We start from the raw sequence: 18,432 nt of genomic DNA, 5'->3' as shown, positions 1-18,432 counted from the left end.
AATGATGGGCTCATGACCTCAGTGATCGACCTCCCTGCCGACGCCGACGCGCTCGCCGCGCTCGACCTGGTGCAGCGCACGGAAAGCGTGAGCACGGCGAACCACAGCGTGCGCGCCTACCTGTTCGCCCGCCTGCTGGCCGGGCACCGCGGCCTCCGCCCGGTCGCCGACTACGACCCCCGGCTGCTCTTCTTCGCCTGCGTGCTGCACGACCTCGGGCTGACCGAAGCGGGCAACCGGCACCAGCGGTTCGAAGTGGACGGTGCCGACCTGGCCGCCGAATTCCTCACCGGGCGCGGCCTGGCCGCCGCCGAGGTGGACACCGTGTGGGAGGCGATCGCACTGCACACCTCGACGGGCATCGCCGACCGGCGCGGCCCGATCTGCGCGCTCACCAGGGGCGGCACCGGCATGGACTTCGGCGTCGGCGCCGAGTTCGTCGGCGAGCCGGACGCCGTCGCCATCCACACCGCATACCCGCGCCTGGACATGGCGCGCACGCTGGCCGACGAAATCACCGCACAGGTGCGCAGCCGCCCGGAGAAGGCACCGCCCTACAGCCTCGTCGCCGAACTGGTCCGCGAGCGCTCGGTGCCGCCGCACACCTCCCTGCTGGAACGCACGGAAGCGGAGTCACGCTGGTGCCGGTGAATCCGCCCAGCGACCGGCGCGCATGAGGTCGCGGCCCTGGAGTTCGTTCTCCTCCCGCCACGCCTGGATCCGCCGCGGCCGGATCGAGAAGTACTGGTGGGGCGTGGTGAGCTCACGCGGGTCGAAGCCGGTTCGCGCCGCGAACGCGTCACCGGTCCGGGGGCCGGCCTCCACCGGCTCGGCGATGCCGTCGACGATGACGACATCCCGGGTCGGGCCGAGGCTGAGCCGGACCCGGTTGTCCGCCAGCGGTTCCGGCTGGTGACCGAAGCCCGTGGCGTCGCGATGAGGAACGCGGTGCCGTCCCAGGTGTACGAAAGCGGGACGAGGTGGGGGCCCGCGGGCCCGGCGGTGGCGACCCAGCAGTCGACTTCGCCCGCCAGCTTCGCGCGGGTGTCGCGCAGCCTCTGCGCGGCCTCGCGCGGTGGTGCGCTCACGCGGCTTCCCAGGCGAAGCCGTCCGGGTCGGTGAAGGAACCGTTGTCCCCGCCGATGGCGATCCGGTGCGAGCCACTGCCTTCGGGTTCGACCCCGGCGACCTTGGCGAGCGCGGCACGCCGGTACAGCGCGAGCTTGACCGGTCCCGACGTGGTGAACTCCACGTACTTGCGGCCGAAGCTCTTCCCCACCGCCAGGCCGTGGTCGACGTAGAACCGCTTGCTCGCGGCGACGTCGTCCACTCCGAGCAGCAGCACGATTTCGGCGAACTCCCGGGTCACCGGGCCGGTGTCCTTCTTGGCCGAAGTGGCGATCTGCCAGATCGTCCCGTCCGGCGCCCGGACCACCCCGCCGTAGCCCCACAGCGACTTGGTGGCGGGCTTCACCACCGTGGCACCGGCCGCCACCGCCGAGTCGACGAGGCTGTCGACGTCACCGGGCTGGGCCACCGTGAGCGTCAGGGTGAATCCGCGGAACCCGGTGGACGGTGCTGCCGACGCTCGCAGGCGGAGCTGCCCGTCCAGGTCGAAAGCCTTGCGGTAGAAGGCTTCCGCGGCTTCGGGGTCGGGCACGTCCAGGGTGATCGAGGCGATGTTCGTCATGCGGCCACGCTAGTTCCGCGGCCCCGGCCGGCACTTCTCGATTCCTGACCGGTCTCCACGGTGCGACGCCAGTGCTCGAAGTAGCGCTCGACCGGCTCAACGACGCGGTTCCCAGCGGAACATCCGCGAAGCCAGCGTGACGGCGATGACCACCCAGGCCAGCGTGGGCGCCAGCAGGACCAGCGAATCGGTCACCGCCACCCCGCCGTTCCAGGCGTTGACCGCCAGCTGGGTGGCGGAGCCGCCGGGCAGCAGCCGCTTGAGCAGGGTCAGCTCCTCGGTGCCGCTGATGCCGACCCAGGTGGCCACGGCGATGGTGCCGAGGCTGAGCGGCAGCGTGGTGACCTGGGCGTGCTCGGGCGAGTTCGTCAGCCCGGCGGTGGCCAGCCCGAAGCCGAGCATCATCGCCACCGTGGCGAGCACCGCGACGACCAGGAGCGCCGGGTTGTCCGGGGCACCGGTGACCACGGCCAGCACGGTCAGGATCGCCACCACCTGGACCAGCGTGATCGCGGTGACCGGCAGCAGCAGCCCGGCGAGGATGCCGGCGTCACCGGCCGCGGTGGACCGCAGGCGCTTGAGGAACAGGTTCTGCCTGCGGGAGGCCAGCGTGGTCACCGTGGTGGCGTAGAGCCCGAAGGCCGAGACGGTGAACACGATCACCGCGGCGATGTAGCCCAGGCTGCCCAGCTGGGCGAAGGTTTCGTGCTGGTAGATGAAGAAGGCGCTGACCGCCACCGGCATGACCAGGCTGGTCACCAGCACCAGCCGGTTGCGGAAGATCTGGATGAGTTCGCTGCGCGCGATGGAGAACATGGTGGGGTTCCTCTGGTCCGAAGTGGTTATTCGCTGCCGATGGCGCGGAAGACGTCGTCGAGCCCGGTCGGCCCGGCTTCCAGGTCCTGCAGGTCCACCGCGTGGTCGGCGGCCCAGCCGAGCAGGGTGTAGAGGTCCTTGGGCAGGCTGAAGGTCTCGACCAGGAACCGGCCGTCGCTCTCGCGCTTGGCCTGCAACGGCAACGTCTGCACGTGGTCCGGGAGCGAGAACCGGATGACCGACGGCAGGGTCCGCGTCAGCTCGGAGACCGTGCCCTCCCGGTGGAAGGTCCCCCGGTGCATCAGCCCGACGCGGTCGGCGTGCTGCTGGGCCTCTTCGAGGTAGTGCGTGGTGAGCACGATGGTGGCACCGTCCTCACGCAACCGGTCCACCGCGGACCACAGGTCGTCGCGGGACTGGATGTCCAGGCCGGTGGTCGGCTCGTCCAGGAAGATCAGCTCCGGGGCGCCGTACACCGCGGTGGCGAAGTCCAGCCGCCGCTTCTCCCCGCCGGAGAGCTGGGAGACCTTGGTGCCCGCCTTGCGGGTGAGGTCGACGACGCCGAGCACCCGGTCGACCCGGTCCTCGCGCTGGGTGAGCCCCCCGATCAGGTGAACCGACTCCCGCACCGTCAGGTCCGGGGAGAAACCGCTCTCCTGCAGCATGATGCCCATCCTCGGCCGGACGGCTCGCCGGTCGCGGGGGCTCTGGCCGAACACCCGCACGGTGCCGGAGGTGGCGGTGCGGTGGCCTTCGATGGTCTCCAGGGTGGAGGTCTTGCCCGCGCCGTTCGTGCCGAGCAGGGCGTAGAACTCCCCCTCCCACACGTGGAAGGACAGGTCCTTCACGGCGTGGAAGTCGCCGTAGGTGAGGTTCAGGCGGTCAACGTCGATGACTGGTGTCGAGGGCATACCGGGATTCCAGCCGTTTCCGCCCGCCGCGCGTAGTGCACCGGCGTCACCGATCCACCGTGACACCTCACCGGGGAAAGCATGACACGGTGTCACTGGTGGCTCCGGCGGATCGGCAGAATACTGGGGTTCGTGCTGGCCGCCACCCAGCCGACGCGGGGACGGCTGCGCCGGCTCAACCTCCTGACCGTGTTCCCGGTGCTCACCGTGGCCGGGGTGCTGGTGGTGGCGCTGGACGCCCGGAACTGGTGGGACGCCGTCGTGCTGGGGCTCGGGGTGGTGACGGCGCTGGTCACCTTCGAGCGCTGGACCGCCGGGGACGTGTTCCGCGTCGCGGTCCCGTGCCTGTTCGTCTCCGCCGCGGTGTGGCTCTACGGCGGGCTGGTGCTGGGCGCCGAGACCGCCTTCTACGGCATCGCCGTGGTCGGCGCGCACGTCGTCTCGAAGCTGCCGCGGCACCGGCGGGCGGCGGCACTGGGGCTGGGTGCCTTCGTCGCCGCGGTGGGCGTGACGCGGTTGCTGGTGCACGGCGGTGACACCGAGGCGCTGATCGCCTACGTGCTGCTGCCCACGGGGGTCACCGCGATCACCACCGGGCTGATGTTCCCGAACCAGAGCTTCTACGGCGTCGTCGAGGACCTGGAGAAGGCGCGGGACCGCGAAGCCGAACTGGCCGTGGTCCGCGAGCGCATGCGGTTCGCCAGTGACCTGCACGACATCCAGGGGCACACGCTGCACGTGGTGAAGCTGAAGACCTCGCTGGCCCAGAAGCTGGTGCGCACCGATCCCGGCCGCGCCGAAGAGGAACTCCGCGAGATCCACGCGCTGGTCGCCGACACCATCACCCAGACGAAGGAACTCGCCTACGCGCAACGCCGGCTCAACCTGTCCGCGGAACTGGAGAACGCGAAGAACCTGTTCGAGGCCGCGGGCATCCGGGTGCGCGTCGACCGCGATTCCGAAGTGGACCCCCGGACGGGTGAACTGCTCGGCCAGGTCCTGCGGGAGACGACCACGAACGTCCTGCGGCACGCCGACGCCACCGAAGTGCGGATCACCCTGTCCCGGACGGGTATCACCATCGTCAACGACGGGGCGCAGGACGCCCCGCTGCCCGAACTCGGCGGCCTCGCCACCCTCCGGGAACGGGTGGCGGGTGAAGGCGGTGAACTGACCGTGTCGCGGGAGAACGGCCGGTTCGTCACCGCCGCCGCGTTCCCGCACCGCGAAGCGCAGGAGGACGGATGACCACGGTGGTGCTGGCCGACGACGAAGCCCTGCTGCGCAAGGCACTGGCGTCGCTGCTGCCGCTGGAGGGCGAGATCACCGTGCTCGCCGAGGCCGAGGACGGGGAGTCGGCCGTGGCGGCCACCCTGCGGCACCAGCCGGACGTGCTGGTCATCGATCTGGAGATGCCCGGCGTGGACGGGCTCGGCGCGGTCGCCGAGATCCGCCGGTCCCGGCCGGGGCAGGTGATCCTGATGCTGACCCGGCACGCCAAGCCCGGGGTGCTGCGCAAGGCGCTCAAGCTGGGCGTGCAGGGATTCGTCAGCAAGGCGGCCGAGCCCGCGCACATCACCTCGGTGATCCGGACGCTGCACCAGGGCAAGCGCTGGATCGACCCGGACGTCTCCGCCCTCGCCGTGGTCGACGACTGCCCCCTGACCGACCGAGAAATCGACGTGCTGCGGGGAACGCGGGACGGGTACTCGGTCGCCGACATCGCCGTCCGGCTGCACCTGGCCGCAGGCACCGTGCGCAACTACCTGTCGAACGCGATGCAGAAGACCCAAACCCGCACCCGGCACGAGGCAGCCCGCTACGCCAGAGAACACGACTGGCTGTAGCTCGCCTTCGCCGGAGGTGGCCGAGTCGGAGTAAACGTTCACCCACGGTGGCGGCAGCCTGAACCCGGGCGGCTTCAGCGACAAGACCCGCTCGCTCTGGCACCGGGCAGGCGCGGTGCGCTTTCGAGCACATCAATCACAGCGTCCGGCCCCAGTACAACACGGACAGGAACATCAGTTCGTTTCGTCCAGGCGCCTGACGAACGCGGAACAGCCGCCGTTCACCGCCACGAAGCTCGCCTGAGCGCCACCGCGGCGCTCAGGCGAGACGGACACCCAGTTCGGCCAGCAGGGCGCGTACCCGGCGGTCGATCTCGTCGCGGATCGGGCGGATGGCGTCGAGCCCCTGCCCGGCGGGATCGTCCAGCTCCCAGTCCAGGTAGCGCTTGCCGGGGTAGACCGGGCAGGCGTCCCCGCAGCCCATGGTGATCACCACGTCACTGGCTTCGACGGCCTCGGTGGTCAGCTTCTTCGGCACCTCCGCGGAGATGTCGATGCCGACCTCGGCCATCGCCTCGACGACCGCCGGGTTCACCTCGGCACGCGGAGCCGAGCCCGCCGAGCGGATGCGCACCCGGTCCCCGGCGTGGTGGGCGAGCCACGCGGCGGCCATCTGCGAGCGGCCGGCGTTGTGCACGCAGACGAACAGGACAGTGATCATCGGTCCTCGCTCGGTGCGGTGGCGGTCAGGGTCAGGTGCCGGGCGACGCCTCCGCCGCGGCATCGGCGTCGCGGGCGAGCGCGGTTCCCCCAGGAGGCGGTGTTCCTCGGCACCGTCCCGCTCCGCGGCTCACGCCGTTCCAACGATACCCGCGCGGCCCGGTTCACCCGTGGTGCACGTCCCCGACGTCGAAGCCATCGGCGTGCCTGCCGACGCCACCCGGCGACATCCTCGAACGCACCGGGCGCCGGACGGCGGCTGCCTGACCCGCTCGCCGAGGTCGCCGGCGAGCGGGCCGGGAGCTCAGTCGACCACGACGACCGGTTCCCGCCGCTGCTCGGCGAAGCCGGACGCGTAGTTCTCCTCCACCGCGGCGACCTCTTGGGCGTTCGGCACCGGGTTGTCGCAGTCCACGCCGGCCGTGCTGCCGGACATCAGGCTGGAGCAAGGTCCCGGCTTCATGTCGGGCAGGCCGAGGCTGTGGCCGAACTCGTGGGAGGCGATGCGGGTCAGGTGGTACCCGTCGTCGACGGCCTCCTTGCCGAACCAGATGGTCAGGCTGTCGCCGGGCATGGCCGGACCCAGCTCGGCCCGCGGCCAGCCGGGGTCGGAGACGAACGAGACGTCGGCCCGGGCACCGGCGGCGACCTTGTCGATCTGGACGTTGTCCAGGTGCTCGTTCCAGATCGCGATGCCGGCGGTGATGGCGTCGGTGTACTCGGCCGCCTGGCTGTCGTCGTAGGTGATGGTGATCGCGGCCGCGTGGACGTCCTCGGCCAGCGCGGCCGGGGCGGCGATCAGCGGCACCGACAGGGCGAGCGCGGCGGCGGCCGCTGAGCGTCGGATCAGCATGGTCTCTCCTTGGTGGGGTCGAGGACCGGACCCAGCAGGAGTATCACCGCACATCAGTACCCGACCACGGCCGATCGTCGGTAAATAACCACCTGGTCCACAATGGAATAACCGGGATCACGACCCGGCGGCCCGCAACCGCCGTGCCAGCTCCCGGCAGCGCTCGCCGAGTTCCGGCGGGTCGAGCACCTCGAACGCGTGCCCGAGCAGGACCACGTGCAGGAGGATGAAGTCCAGGCCGGCCCCACCGCTGAGCAGCTCGCAGCTCCGTTCATCCAGCGGTCGCACCACCGCCGCCGACGCCGGGACCTGCGCGCGCACGGTGCCGGCCGGCGCGTGCACCAGGAAGCGCGCCCGGTGCGGGTAGACCCGGACGGCCACGTTCTGCTGCACGAACTCCGCCGCGTCCGGTGCCGCGCGCGGGCGGAAGCGCCAGGTCCGCGTGACCACCTCGGTCATCCGGTCGACGCGGAAGTTGCGCCAGTCGCCGCGCTCGAGGTCGTAGGCGAGCAGGTACCAGCGCCGATCGGAGGTGACCAGCCGGTACGGCTCGACCCGGCGCCGCCGGACCCCGGCGCCGGACGGGTAGTCGAAGCCGGCCTCGACCTCGTCGCGGCAGGCCCTGGCCAGTTGCACGAGCACTTCCGGGTCGACCGGCTCGCGACCGCCGTCGAAGGACTCCACCGCCCCGGCCAGCGCCCGCACCTCGTTCCGCAGCCGGATGGGCAGCACCTGGTCGAGCTTGGTCAGCGCCCGCAGCGCCGCGTCACCGGCGACCGCGCTGCCCGCCCCGACCAGCAGGGACACCGCGGTGGCGATCGCCTCCTCGTCGTCGAGCAGCAGCGGCGGCAGTTCCTGGCCGGGGCCGAGCCGGTACCCGCCGCCGACGCCCTGGCTGGCGTGCACCGGATAACCGAGCGAGCGCAGCCGTTCCACGTCCCGGCGCACCGTGCGCGGGGTGACCCCGAGCCGTTCGGCGAGTTCGGGGCCGGTCCACACCTGCCGCTGCTGCAGCAGCCCGAGCAGGGTGAGCACCCGCTCGGTGGTGCCCCGGTCCTCGTCCATGCCGTGCACCCTGCCAGAGATAGCGGACCGATCCTGTCCGCCAGGCAGGCCAGGATGGTCCCATGACCGAATTCGACTGGAACCGGGTGCTCCGCGAGCAGGTGGAATGGCACTGGACCAACCAGGTCCGCGCTCGGCTCGACGGCCTCACCGACGACGAGTACTTCTGGACCCCGGCGCCGGACGCCTGGAGCGTGCGCCCGCGCGGCACCTCGACCGCACCCATCCAGGCCGGCGCCGGGGACCTCACCATCGACTTCGCTTTCCCGCCACCGGATCCGGCGCCGGTCACCACCATCGCCTGGCGGCTCAACCACGTCATCGTCGGCGTGCTCGCCATGCGCAACGCCACCCACTTCGGTGCCCCGGCGACCTCCTGGGCCGACTGGGAGTACGCCGGTGACGCGGCCACCGCGCTGGCCCAGCTCGACAGCCAGCTGGCGACCTGGCTGGCCGGGGTGCGCGGCCTCGGCGAGGCCGGGCTGCGGGCCCCCGGCAACGAGGAGCCGTACCCGGATCGGCCGATGGCGGAGCTGGTGCAGCACATCCACCGCGAACTGATCCACCACCTGTCCGAGGTCTGCCTGCTGCGCGACCTCTACCCCCACCGGAACGGAGCCACCCGATGAGCCGCGAAATCCAGGTCACCTTCGACGCGCACGACCCGCGGACCCTGTCCGGTTTCTGGCGTGACGCACTGGGTTACGTCCACCCGGCCCCGCCGGGGGTCGAGTTGCCCGATGGCGCCGACCCGCTCGCCGCCTGGGACGAGTTCCTCGAACGCGTCGGCGTTCCGGAGGACCAGCGCAACTCGAGTTCGGCGGTCGAGGACCCGGACGGGCCGGGACCGCGGTTGTTCTTCCAGCGGGTGCCCGAGGACAAGGTGGCCAAAAACCGCGTCCACCTCGACATCCGGGCGGCCCCCGGCCTCCGCGGCGACGAGCGGATGGCCGCACTGGAAGCGGAATGCGAGCGGCTCGTCGCCCTGGGCGCCACCCGGCTCGCCCGCCACGAACCCGCTCCCCCGCTGAGCCACGGCTTCATCGTGATGACCGACCCCGAAGGCAACGAGTTCTGCCTGGACTGAGCGGCCCCACGCGGGTTCGTCTGCCAGGATGCCGGAATGCCACCTCGTGCGCGTGTGGTCGATCCCCGCGGGCTCGCCCGCTGGTGCGTGGAGCAGTTGGGCAGCCCGCCGGCGGAGGAGTTGTTCCGGTCCGGGCACCTGTCCGCGGTCATCGGGCTCCGGCTGGCCGATGACCGCGGGGTCGTGGTCAAGGTCCGCCCGGCCGCACCGCGGACAGCGGCGTGCGTCGAAGTCCAGCGTCGCCTGTTCCAGGCCGGTTATCCCGCTCCGCAGCCGCTCACCGGCGCCGTGCCCCTCGGTGGTGACCTCGCCACCGCGGAGCTCCACGTCCCCGGCGGGGCCGTGCTGCCGAGCGCGGACCGCGCGCCCGCTGCCTTCGCCGAGGCGTTCGCGTGGCTGATCCGGCTGGCCCCCGAGCCCGCCGAGGTGTCCGCGCTCGACCCGGCACCGTCGTGGGCGGACTGGAACCACACCGGGGACGGCCTGTGGCCGCGCTCGGAGGACTCCGACCTCGACCTCGACGAGGTGTCCGGCGCGGAGTGGATCGACGAAGCCGGGCGTCGTGCCCGCGACCGGTTGCGGAGCGGCGGAACCGGTCCGGTGATCGGCCACTGCGACTGGCTGGCGGGCAACCTGCGCTGGAGCGGCGACGCGCTGCTGGTGGTGCACGACTGGGACAGCGTGACCGCGGACAGCGAAGACGTCCTGGTCGGCTTCGCCGCCGCGCTGCATTCGACCGTCGATGCGGACAAGCTGGCCACCGTCGAGGACACGCAGCGATTCCTCGCCGCATACGGTCAGGCACGCGGCCGGGACCTCAGCGCCGGCGAACTCCAACGCGCTTGGGCGGCGGGTGTGTGGACCCGGGCCTACGACGCCAAGTTCCAGCACGCGATCGGACAGCCCACCACCTCGTTGTCGGAGCAGGAGGCCCGCGAACGCCTCCGTCTTGCCGGCATCGCGTAATCGGGGCTGTGGCGCGCGTCACGGAATGACCGTGGATCTTCAGCGCTACACAGTGGTGCACACCGTTCGCAGGTTAGGGAGTGACATGTCCACCACCGAAGAAACCACGCTGGCCGTACCGGCGCTCGACGACTTCGACTTCGAGCTGGCCGACGGGGCCGCCTGCCGCATCGACGACCCCGACTGCGAAGCCTGCCAGTGACGACCGGCCTCCCACGCGGTCAGGACGACACCGCCGCGTGGGAGGCCAGCCCGTCGGCCATCCGCTGCACGGTGCGCTGCATGACACCCCGCACCAGCCAGCCGAGGCCGCGGCGCGCGGCGTACCGGCCGTGCCAGTGGATGACCGTGCTTCCGTCGGCGGCCGGCTTGAGCTCGACCACCGCCCGGTAGTCGTGGATGGCCCGGTTGAAGGCGTCCGCACAGGTCAGCCGCCGGTTCTCGACGACCCCGGTCAGCCGCTCCCCGGTCACCGTCCGCCCGGTGCGGAACGCCCGCACCGCGCCGACCGGGTCCCGGCCGCCCGGGTCGAGCCCGCTGGACCGCTCCAGGACCAGTTCGTCCACAATGGACCACTCGAGCCAGGTGCGCGCGTCGGGCCAGCAGGCGCCAGACGGCGGACGGGGTGCGGTCGAAGCAGCGGTGACGTCGTAGCTGCAGGGCACGGCTCGAACCCAGGTGACCCGGCCACCCGCCGGACACGCGCCGGATTGCCGGGAATCGATCAGTTCTTGCGGTAGGCCGACGGCCGCACCCCGACCTGCGCCGTGAAAGCCGTGGAGAACGCACCCGGGCTGGCGAATCCGCACCGCCCGGAGATCTGCGCGACGGTCAGCGTGGTGTCCGACAGCAGGCGCCGCGCCAGTTCGATCCGCAGCCGGGTGAGGTACCGGTGCGGCGTTTCTCCCGTCGCCGCCCGGAAAACCCGGATGAAGTGGTACACGCTCAGCTGCGCTTCAGCGGCGATTTCGGCCAGCGTCAGCGGTTCGGCCAACCGCTCCCGCATCACCGCGATGCCCGCCCGGACCGCCGCGTGGTCGGGGCCGGGCAGCCGTTCGTGGCGGCCACGGGTCAGCAGGTGCGTGGTGAGGAACGCGGCGGCGGACTCCGGGTAGCGGTCGTCCGCGCCACCGGCCGCGGGCAGGGCGCGGACGAGGTGCTCCACCACCGGATCCCCCGCGCCCACCGCCGCCGACAACGCTTCGAAGTCCGGCGCTCCCCCACCGAGCCGGGCCGCGGTCCGCTCGACGGTCGCCGCCGGGAGGTGGACCTGGATGGTGCGCAGCGGCGAGGTCGCCCGGTAGTCCCGCTCGCTCGCCCGCCCGGGGACCATCAGCTCCAGGTCGCCGGGCACGCGGCGCCGCCGCACCGCCTTGCCGTCGTCGCGGGTCCGCATGACCGCCTCACCGGAGACGTAGAGCACCAGATGCCAATCGGCGACCCCGGGCAACGGGAGCTGCTCGGCTTCGGCCGCGTGGTCGAAGCACTGCACGAGCAGCGACCGCCAGCCGGAGTCGCCGTGACTGCAGTAGGTGTGCCGCACCAGCGGCCCGGTGTCGATTCCCCCGTAGGGCGCCAGATCGAAGTCGAGCGAGTCGAACACCGGACCAGCCTAGCCCTCAGCGGCGGTATTCCCGGTTGTACAGCTTCTTGGCCCAGAGGTAGCTGCCCAGCGCGATGACCACGCACCAGCCGAGGGCGAGCAGCGCGCTGTTGCCGATCGGCGTGCCCATCAGCAGCCCGCGCAGGGACTCGATCACCGGCGTGAACGGCTGGTACTCGGCGAACCACCGGATCGCGCCGGGCATCGAGTCGGTCGGCACGAACCCGCTGCCGAGGAAGGGCAGCAGCACCAGCGGCATGCCCACGTTGCTCGCGCCTTCGACGCTGCCGCTGGCCAGGCCCAGCGCCACGGCCAGCCAGACCAGCGCGAAGGACAGCGCGAGCACCACCCCGCCGACGGCGAGCCAGTCGCCGAAGCCGGCCGCCGGGTCGAAGCCGATCAGCAGCCCGACGCCGAGCACCACCACCACCGCGATCACCGCCTGGATCACGCTGCCCAGCACGTGCCCGGTGAGCACCGAAACCCTGGCGATCGCCATGGTCCGGAAGCGGGCGATGATGCCCTCGGTCATGTCCATCGCCACCGAGATCGAGGTGCCCTGCACCGCGCTGCAGACGCTCATCAGCAGGATCGCGGGCACCACGTAGTTGACGTACTCGGCGCGTCCGCCGGACGGACCCCCTATCCCGGCACCGAGCGTGCCGCCGAAGACGTAGACGAACAGCAGCAGGAAGACGATCGGCATGCCGATGAGCAGCACGGTCATCGACGGGTAGCGGATCATGTGCTTGAGGGTGCGGCTGAGCATGGTCATCGAATCGCTCAGCGCGCGGGAGCGGGGGGCGGCGGCCGGCCGGGCCGCGTGGATCGTGGTGCTCATCGGGTCGCCACCTTCTGGGTCGGGGAGTTGGTGCTGGTCAGGGCGAGGAAGACGTCGTCGAGGTCGGGGGTGTGCAGTGCCAGCTGGTCGACCTCGATGGCGTCGGCGTCGAGGCGGCCGATCAGGGCCTTGAGGAAGTGCAGGCTGCCGTCGCCGGGCACCCGCAGGGTCAGCGCTTCGGCGTCGGGCGTGCCGTTGCCGAGTGAGCGCGTGGCGGCTTCGAGGGCGCGGGCGTCGTGGAACCGCAGTTCCACGTGCCCGCCGGGGATGCGGCGCTTGAGTTCGTCGGCGGTGCCCTCGGCGACCACCCGGCCCTGGTCGAGCACGGCGATCCGGTCGGCGAGCTCGTCGGCCTCCTCCAGGTACTGCGTGGTCAGGAAGATGGTGACGCCACCGGCCACCAGGTCGCGGACGATCTGCCACAGGCCGCGGCGGCTGCGCGGGTCCAGCCCGGTGGTCGGTTCGTCGAGGAAGATCACCCGCGGACTGCCGACCAGCGTCATCGCCAGGTCGAGGCGCCGCCGCATCCCACCGGAGTAGGTGGAGACCGGCTTCTTGGCCGCCTCGGTCAGGTCGAACCGGTCGAGCAGGCCGGCGGCCAGCGCCTTGCGGCCGGCCCGGGGGATCTGGTGCAGCCTCGCCATCAGCAGCAGGTTCTCTTCGCCGGTGAGCAGGTTGTCCACCGCGGAGAACTGGCCGGTGACCCCGATCGCGGCCCGCACCGAATCGGGCTCCGCGGTCAGGTCGTGCCCGGCCACCGACGCGGTGCCGCCGTTGGCGTTGATCAGCGTGGACAGGATCTTGACCGTGGTGGTCTTGCCCGCGCCGTTGGCGCCGAGCAGGGCGAAGACGGTGCCCCGCGGCACGGCCAGGTCGATGCCGTCGAGCACGGTCTTCTCACCGAACGACTTGCGCAGCCCGGTCGCCGTGATGGCGAGCGGGGACTGTCGGGTGGTCATCTCTTCGTTTCCTTTCGGCGGTGCCGGTTCTTGGGGCCGTCGCGTTGTTGGCACCACTATGGCACACGGTTGGCGCCATATACAAGCCACCTTGCCACATTCTCGGCATCACCATGGTGAAAACAGTGGTTGAACCCGCTTTGACCTGCACTTTGGCTGCACGCCTAGAGAGCCACAGAAGCCCCGGCAACCCGCCGAAAGGCTCGTGGCACAGCCGCAACACGACCCGGGTGGCACGGGATGGCACCGCTAAGGTGCCACCTGGGTACAAAAAGACGGACACCGCGTGCGGTGCCCGTCAGCGATCGAACTCAGTTCTCGGCGGCGACCCGGTCGAGCCACTCCCCCAGCAGCGCCTCGAACAGTTCCGGTTGCTCGAGCTGGAGGTTGTGCCCCGGCGACGTCGAGCACCGCGAAGCTCGCCCGCGGGTAGGGCGGCAGCAGCGCGAACTGGTCGGCGTACCCGGTGACGTCGTCCTGCCTGCCGGTCACGATGAGCACCGGCCGTTCGAACCGCGGCCCGCGCTCGGGATCCTCACTGAGCTGGTAACGCCGCTCGATGACGGCCAGCGCCCCGGCGTCGGCGACTTCGAGGCCGGGCATGATTTCCTCGCGGAAGCGCCGCAGGGTCTCCGGGGTCCGCAGCACCGAAATGGCCGCGAACTCGGCGGCCAGCCGCTCGTCCAGGGCAGCGATGAGCCCGGGATCGGGGCGCAGCACCTGCCGCTCGGGCAGGGTGCGTTCCGCGTGGCGGGCCCTGCCCACCGGGCAGAGCAGCGCCAGCCCACGCACCTGGCCGGGACGGGACGCGGTGAGCGCACGGGCGAGATAACCGCCGTAGGAGTTGCCCACCAGCAGGAACGGTTCCTCGGCCAGGGTCTCGTCCACGAAGTCCTGCACGGCATCGAGCACGTCGTCCGCGCTCGCGATGGACGGCGGCGCCGGCGACCCGCCCATCCCGGGCAGGTCCGGGTACAGCCGCCGATATCCGGGGCGCTCCGCGAAAACCGGCTCCAGGCAGCTGCGCACCAGGCGGTGGCCGGGCATCCAGCCGGGTAGCGCCAGCACCGGAACCCCGTCGCCGATCTCGACGAAGTTCAACTCCGCAGCCGTCCGCCGGGGTCATCACCGCTCCTCACTCGGCTGGTGCTTTCACGGCCATGTTCGCGCCCGCCACCGACGCATTCGGCCGTGCGCGACCGCCACGGTGAGCGAGACCACAACCACACCAGGCGAACAGGGCACAAAGCGCCAGTCCCGCGCCGAGCACGGCGGACCCCGCCCAGCCGAAGGCGTCGAACAACGCCGTCGTCGCGGTGGCGCCGAAGGCGGAGCCGAGCGAGTAGAAGACCATGTACCCGCCGATGGCACTGCTGGTGCGATCGGCGTACACCGCGGTGAGCACGTGCTGGTTGCCGACGTGCACCGCCTGCACGGCGAAGTCGAGCACGACCACCCCGGCCACCAGCAGGACCAGCGACCAGCCGAGTTGCCCGATCGCGAGCCACGAGCCGAGCAGCAGGACCAGCGCGAGACCGGTGACCCGCCCGGTGTGCCCGGCGTCGCTCCAGCGGCCGGCGCGGGCGGCACCCAGCGCACCGGCGAGCCCGGCGACACCGAACAGCCCGATCTGCGCTTCGCTCAGGTGCCACGGCGCACCGGCCAGGGGCAGCCCCATGCCGCTCCAGAGCGTGCCGAAGGACGCGAAGAGGAAGAAGGCGATCAGCCCGCGGCCGAGGAAAACCGGCTGGGTGAACAACCCGCCCAGCGACCGGACGACCTGCCCGTACCGATCGGCGTCGGCGCGGACCTCCGACGGCAGCGCGAGCAGGCTCAGCACGCACAACCCGGCCGCGAGGCCCGCCAGCACGAGGTAACCCGCACGCCAGCCCCACACCTCGGCCAGGCCGCCGGTGAGCACCCGGGAGCCGAGGATGCCGAGCACCACCCCGGAGGTGACCACACCGAGGTTGCGGCCACGCTCCTCCGGCGGCGAAATCGAGGCGGTGTAAGCGACCGCGGTCTGCACCACCACCGCGAACAGGCCCGCGACGGCGAGGCCGCCGAACGCCGGCCAGGCCACCGGCGCCACCGCGGTGACCCCCAGGCCGATCGCCACCAGGCCCAGGTGCGTGGCGATCAGCCGCCGCCGGTCGGCCAGGTCGCCGAGCGGCACCAGCAGCACCAGCCCGGCGAGATAACCCAGCTGCCCCACGGCGACGAACCAGCCGACCGAATCCCGGCCCACCCCCAGATCCCGCCCCATCGCCGCCAGCACCGGCTGCCCGGCGTACACCGCGGCCACCGCCACCCCGCACACCACCGCCAGCAACGCCCTCGTCCCCCGGCCCACGGCCACCTCCGAAAAAATTGGTTTCAATTTGCAACTCTTCGGCAGGTTAGGGCAGGATGGTTTCAAAACGCAACTCATTGGAGGAGTGGTGGCCCCCGAGGCGTGGACGGACCCGAACTGCCCGGTCGCCAGGGCCGCGGACGTCGTCGGCGACCGCTGGAGCCTGCTGATCGTCCGGGACGCGATGGACGGCGCCCGCTCGTTCAGCGACTTCCAGCAGCGCACGGGCATCGCCCGCAACATCCTCACCGACCGGCTCCGCAAGCTCACCGCCCACGGCCTGCTCACCCAGGTCGAGGCGCCGTCCGGCAAGCGGCGGGTGTACGCGCTCACCGCGGCGGGCAAGGACCTGTTCCCGGTGATCCTCACGCTCCGCCAGTGGGGTGAGCGGCACGCCTTCGAGGCGGGCGAGCCGCGGTCGATCCTGGTCGACGAGCACGGCACCGCCGTGCCGCGACTGGACCCCGTCGCCGCCGACGGTTCGCCGCTGACCAGCGACACCACGGTGGTCCAGCACGTCGGTCAGAGGTCGTGACCCCCGCTGTCGACACTCACCCGGCTGCTGCTCGCCGCGCCGCTGCACACGGTCTGGCGCCTGCCGCCCGGCCGGTGCACCCGCTCGTGCGCACCGAGGAGAGCCACCGCGGTCCCCAGGGGGCCTGGGCGTGGCTGAGCGGCCTCAAGCGCTCATACCGCCCGGGGCACCCGCGGGCGGCGCAACCGCCGGACCGGGCGGGGGTGGTGCCGCCGGTGGTGGACCAGGCCGAGGAAGGCGAGCAGGGCCGCCGCCAGCGCGAGCGCGGCGATCGTGGTGCTCGGCACCCGGTTCTCCACGGCGATCGCGAGGAAGCCCCACACCACGGCGGCGGTGTAGGCGAGCGAGCCCGGCAGCGGGCCGGTGGCGCACGCCCGGACCACCCCCACCGCCACCGCGGTGGCCACCAGCAGCAGCACCACGCCGACCACCCCGGACCAGCCGCTGTCGCCGGACATGCCCCAGGCGACCAGCGCGTTCGCCAGCCCGGCGAAGGTGGCCGCGGTGAGCCAGCCCGCCAGCAGGCCGAAGGTGCCGCCGAAGAGCACCGCGACCGTGCGGTCGTCGTCGACGGTGCGCTGCAGGCGGACCGTGGCGCGGATGGCGGCCACCAGGCCGACGATCAGCACCAGCTGCGCGAGCACGAAATGCCGCTGCGAGAACACCAGCACCCACACCGCGTCGGCGGCGAAGGCCAGCGCGATGATGCGGCCGGTCTTCCGCATCGCCGGGTGCCCGGCCAGCGGCGGCGCGAAGCCGATGACCGCGGTCGCCAGCGACAACGCGAAGATTGGCCCCCAGATGGCGAAGGCGTACCCGGCGGGCAGGATCGCCGAGGCGTTCTCCCTGGCCAGGCCGCCCACCGACGGTCCATAGCGGACGGACGCGGCGATCTGGGCGATCGCGGTGAGCAGCACCAGCACCTGGCGGACGCGGTCGCGCCAGGTCACCGGCCCGGTGAGCACCCTCGGTGCCCTCGGTGATCGCTTCATCGACCGAGCGTAAGTTCCACCGCCGAAAACCCGCCACTCGACGAACGCCGGTGCTCAGCCGAACCGGCCGTCGATCGCCGGTTCCGGCAGGGCGCGCACGATGAGCCAGGCCAGCGCGGGCAGCGCCACCAGCGGCAGCAGGGCCGTCTGCAGGGAGGTGTGGTCGGCGACGGTGCCGATGAGCGGGCTGGCGATGCCGCCGATGCTGACCGTCAGCCCCAGCGTGACCCCGCTGGCGGTGCCCACCCGCGTCGGCAGGTAGTCCTGCGCGAGCGTGATCTGCAGCGAGAACGGCAGGTACAACCCGGCCGACGCCAGCGCGACGAACAGGTACAGAGCCGGTCCGGGGACCAGCACCACCCCGGCCACCGCGCCCACGGCGAGCAGGTACGACCAGCGCACGACGGTGATCCGGTCCCACCGGTCGGCCAGCCTGCTGCCGAGCACGGTGCCGACGGCACCGCCGAGGTAGAGCACGAAGAGCGCGACGGTGCCCGCCGTGGTCCCGCCGCCGACGCGTTGCTGGGCGTAGAGCGAGATGAACGCGCTGAGCCCGACGAACACGATGGACCGGCACACCACGGCCGCGGACAACCTCAGGAACGACCTCGTGTCGTCGCGGCCACGGGAAACCGCCTTGGTGGCGGTGGTGGCGCGGGCGGACTCGGCGAGCGCGTGCAGGACGGGCAGGCACAACACGCTCCCGACGAGCGCGGGCACGACGAGCAGGGGTGACCAGCGCAGCCCGCCGGCGACCACGACCACGGCGACGAGCACCGGCGCGGCGGCGAAACCGAGGTTGCCGCCGAGGGAGAACCAGCCCATCGCGGTGTGGCTGCCCCGGCTGACGACTCGGGCGACCCGGGCGGATTCGGGGTGGTAGGCCGCGACACCGATGCCGGAAACCGCCACGAACGCCAGCGTCAGCGCGTAGGAACCGCTGAGGCCGCTGAGCGCGATGCCCAGTCCGCCGACGACCGTGCTCACCGGCAGCAGCCACGGCATGGCCCACCGGTCGGTCAGCGCGCCGAACAACGGCTGCGCCACCGAGGACAGCAGGGAAGCCGCGAGCACGATGCCCGAAGCCGCGGCGTAGCCGTAAGCGCGTTCGGCGACGAAGAACGGGATGAGCGAGGCCACCGCGCCCTGGTAGACGTCCACGCAGGCGTGCCCGACCGAGAGCAGGATGATCGACTTGTTCCGCACCCGGCCATGCTCGCCGCCCGCCGCGGTGTCGCGCTTCCGATAAACTGC

General features: G+C 71.8%; 22 protein-coding genes. 7 read left to right on the top strand and 15 right to left on the bottom strand.

What is annotated here, in order from left to right; translation table 11 throughout:
- Window positions 1–12 precede the first annotated feature (12 nt).
- Window positions 13–651 (top strand): HD domain-containing protein, encoded by a 639-nt coding sequence (locus tag AC07EG_RS16630; RefSeq protein WP_478253978.1) that lies wholly within the window; start codon window positions 13–15, stop codon window positions 649–651.
- Here the strand turns inward: AC07EG_RS16630 and AC07EG_RS16625 are convergent.
- The 4 genes from AC07EG_RS16625 to AC07EG_RS16610 all read right to left on the bottom strand — a co-directional run bounded on the left by AC07EG_RS16625 (window position 634) and on the right by AC07EG_RS16610 (window position 3,417).
- A complete protein-coding gene (locus AC07EG_RS16625) occupies window positions 634–825 on the bottom strand; it encodes a hypothetical protein (RefSeq protein ID WP_478253977.1) in 192 nt (63 codons plus the stop codon). The two genes, AC07EG_RS16630 and AC07EG_RS16625, sit on opposite strands and share 18 nt — an antisense overlap.
- 259 nt (window positions 826–1,084) lie before the next feature.
- Window positions 1,085–1,690: a VOC family protein gene (locus tag AC07EG_RS16620; RefSeq protein ID WP_478253976.1), complete on the bottom strand. Its 606-nt coding sequence runs from the start codon at window positions 1,688–1,690 to the stop codon at window positions 1,085–1,087.
- Window positions 1,691–1,786: 96 nt separating this feature from the next.
- Window positions 1,787–2,506, bottom strand: a complete 720-nt coding sequence (locus AC07EG_RS16615) for an ABC transporter permease (protein WP_478253975.1) — start codon at window positions 2,504–2,506, stop codon at window positions 1,787–1,789.
- Between the two features lie 26 nt (window positions 2,507–2,532).
- The gene (locus tag AC07EG_RS16610; RefSeq protein WP_478253974.1) at window positions 2,533–3,417 is read right to left on the bottom strand and encodes an ABC transporter ATP-binding protein; all 885 of its coding nucleotides are present in this window, start codon (window positions 3,415–3,417) and stop codon (window positions 2,533–2,535) included.
- A gap of 81 nt (window positions 3,418–3,498) precedes the next feature.
- Here AC07EG_RS16610 and AC07EG_RS16605 point away from each other — a divergent pair, with 81 nt between their 5' ends.
- Both AC07EG_RS16605 and AC07EG_RS16600 read left to right on the top strand, forming a co-directional pair.
- Complete coding sequence (locus AC07EG_RS16605) at window positions 3,499–4,665, top strand: sensor histidine kinase (protein ID WP_478253973.1); 1,167 nt, start codon at window positions 3,499–3,501, stop codon at window positions 4,663–4,665.
- A complete protein-coding gene (locus AC07EG_RS16600; RefSeq protein ID WP_478253972.1) occupies window positions 4,662–5,264 on the top strand; it encodes a response regulator transcription factor in 603 nt (200 codons plus the stop codon). Before AC07EG_RS16605 ends, AC07EG_RS16600 begins: the two co-directional genes overlap by 4 nt.
- Window positions 5,265–5,523: 259 nt before the next feature.
- Here AC07EG_RS16600 and AC07EG_RS16595 read toward each other — a convergent pair whose 3' ends face one another.
- The 3 genes from AC07EG_RS16595 to AC07EG_RS16585 form a co-directional block, all read right to left on the bottom strand.
- On the bottom strand, window positions 5,524–5,925 hold the full coding sequence (locus AC07EG_RS16595) for an arsenate reductase ArsC (protein ID WP_478253971.1): 402 nt from the start codon (window positions 5,923–5,925) through the stop codon (window positions 5,524–5,526).
- A 303-nt stretch (window positions 5,926–6,228) separates the two neighbouring features.
- Window positions 6,229–6,777: a snapalysin family zinc-dependent metalloprotease gene (locus AC07EG_RS16590; RefSeq protein ID WP_478253970.1), complete on the bottom strand. Its 549-nt coding sequence runs from the start codon at window positions 6,775–6,777 to the stop codon at window positions 6,229–6,231.
- Window positions 6,778–6,894: 117 nt separating this feature from the next.
- On the bottom strand, window positions 6,895–7,842 hold the full coding sequence (locus AC07EG_RS16585) for a helix-turn-helix transcriptional regulator (RefSeq protein ID WP_478253969.1): 948 nt from the start codon (window positions 7,840–7,842) through the stop codon (window positions 6,895–6,897).
- A gap of 62 nt (window positions 7,843–7,904) precedes the next feature.
- Between AC07EG_RS16585 and AC07EG_RS16580 the strand changes: the two genes are divergently transcribed.
- From AC07EG_RS16580 to AC07EG_RS16570, 3 genes are read left to right on the top strand one after another with little or no spacing between them, the layout of a single operon-like run.
- On the top strand, window positions 7,905–8,471 hold the full coding sequence (locus AC07EG_RS16580) for a DinB family protein (protein ID WP_478253968.1): 567 nt from the start codon (window positions 7,905–7,907) through the stop codon (window positions 8,469–8,471).
- The gene (locus AC07EG_RS16575; protein ID WP_478253967.1) at window positions 8,468–8,929 is read left to right on the top strand and encodes a VOC family protein; all 462 of its coding nucleotides are present in this window, start codon (window positions 8,468–8,470) and stop codon (window positions 8,927–8,929) included. Before AC07EG_RS16580 ends, AC07EG_RS16575 begins: the two co-directional genes overlap by 4 nt.
- A gap of 36 nt (window positions 8,930–8,965) precedes the next feature.
- Window positions 8,966–9,895: a hypothetical protein gene (locus AC07EG_RS16570; RefSeq protein ID WP_478253966.1), complete on the top strand. Its 930-nt coding sequence runs from the start codon at window positions 8,966–8,968 to the stop codon at window positions 9,893–9,895.
- A 221-nt stretch (window positions 9,896–10,116) separates the two neighbouring features.
- Here the strand turns inward: AC07EG_RS16570 and AC07EG_RS16565 are convergent, their stop codons facing one another.
- From AC07EG_RS16565 to AC07EG_RS16540, 6 genes are all read right to left on the bottom strand, one after another.
- The gene (locus AC07EG_RS16565) at window positions 10,117–10,560 is read right to left on the bottom strand and encodes an SRPBCC family protein (protein ID WP_478253965.1); all 444 of its coding nucleotides are present in this window, start codon (window positions 10,558–10,560) and stop codon (window positions 10,117–10,119) included.
- A 59-nt stretch (window positions 10,561–10,619) separates the two neighbouring features.
- Window positions 10,620–11,498, bottom strand: coding sequence for a helix-turn-helix domain-containing protein (locus AC07EG_RS16560; RefSeq protein WP_478253964.1), 879 nt, complete (start codon window positions 11,496–11,498; stop codon window positions 10,620–10,622).
- Window positions 11,499–11,514: 16 nt separating this feature from the next.
- The gene (locus tag AC07EG_RS16555) at window positions 11,515–12,339 is read right to left on the bottom strand and encodes an ABC transporter permease (RefSeq protein WP_478253963.1); all 825 of its coding nucleotides are present in this window, start codon (window positions 12,337–12,339) and stop codon (window positions 11,515–11,517) included.
- Window positions 12,336–13,298: an ATP-binding cassette domain-containing protein gene (locus AC07EG_RS16550; RefSeq protein WP_478253962.1), complete on the bottom strand. Its 963-nt coding sequence runs from the start codon at window positions 13,296–13,298 to the stop codon at window positions 12,336–12,338. Before AC07EG_RS16550 ends, AC07EG_RS16555 begins: the two co-directional genes overlap by 4 nt.
- 249 nt (window positions 13,299–13,547) lie before the next feature.
- Complete coding sequence (locus AC07EG_RS16545) at window positions 13,548–14,399, bottom strand: alpha/beta fold hydrolase (RefSeq protein ID WP_478253961.1); 852 nt, start codon at window positions 14,397–14,399, stop codon at window positions 13,548–13,550.
- A 34-nt stretch (window positions 14,400–14,433) separates the two neighbouring features.
- Window positions 14,434–15,651: an MFS transporter gene (locus tag AC07EG_RS16540; RefSeq protein ID WP_478253960.1), complete on the bottom strand. Its 1,218-nt coding sequence runs from the start codon at window positions 15,649–15,651 to the stop codon at window positions 14,434–14,436.
- Window positions 15,652–15,736: 85 nt separating this feature from the next.
- Between AC07EG_RS16540 and AC07EG_RS16535 the strand changes: the two genes are divergently transcribed.
- Entirely contained in the window at window positions 15,737–16,186 is a 450-nt protein-coding gene (locus tag AC07EG_RS16535; protein WP_478253959.1) for a winged helix-turn-helix transcriptional regulator, read from the top strand.
- Window positions 16,187–16,338: 152 nt separating this feature from the next.
- Here AC07EG_RS16535 and AC07EG_RS16530 read toward each other — a convergent pair whose 3' ends face one another.
- The gene (locus AC07EG_RS16530; RefSeq protein ID WP_478253958.1) at window positions 16,339–17,178 is read right to left on the bottom strand and encodes a hypothetical protein; all 840 of its coding nucleotides are present in this window, start codon (window positions 17,176–17,178) and stop codon (window positions 16,339–16,341) included.
- A gap of 54 nt (window positions 17,179–17,232) precedes the next feature.
- Window positions 17,233–18,384: an MFS transporter gene (locus AC07EG_RS16525; protein WP_478253957.1), complete on the bottom strand. Its 1,152-nt coding sequence runs from the start codon at window positions 18,382–18,384 to the stop codon at window positions 17,233–17,235.
- Window positions 18,385–18,432 lie beyond the last annotated feature (48 nt).

This window comes from Amycolatopsis sp. NPDC045836, from assembly GCF_056431745.1.
The sequence above is the reverse complement of the archived record's forward strand: the minus strand, read 5'-3'. Positions and strand labels throughout refer to the sequence as shown.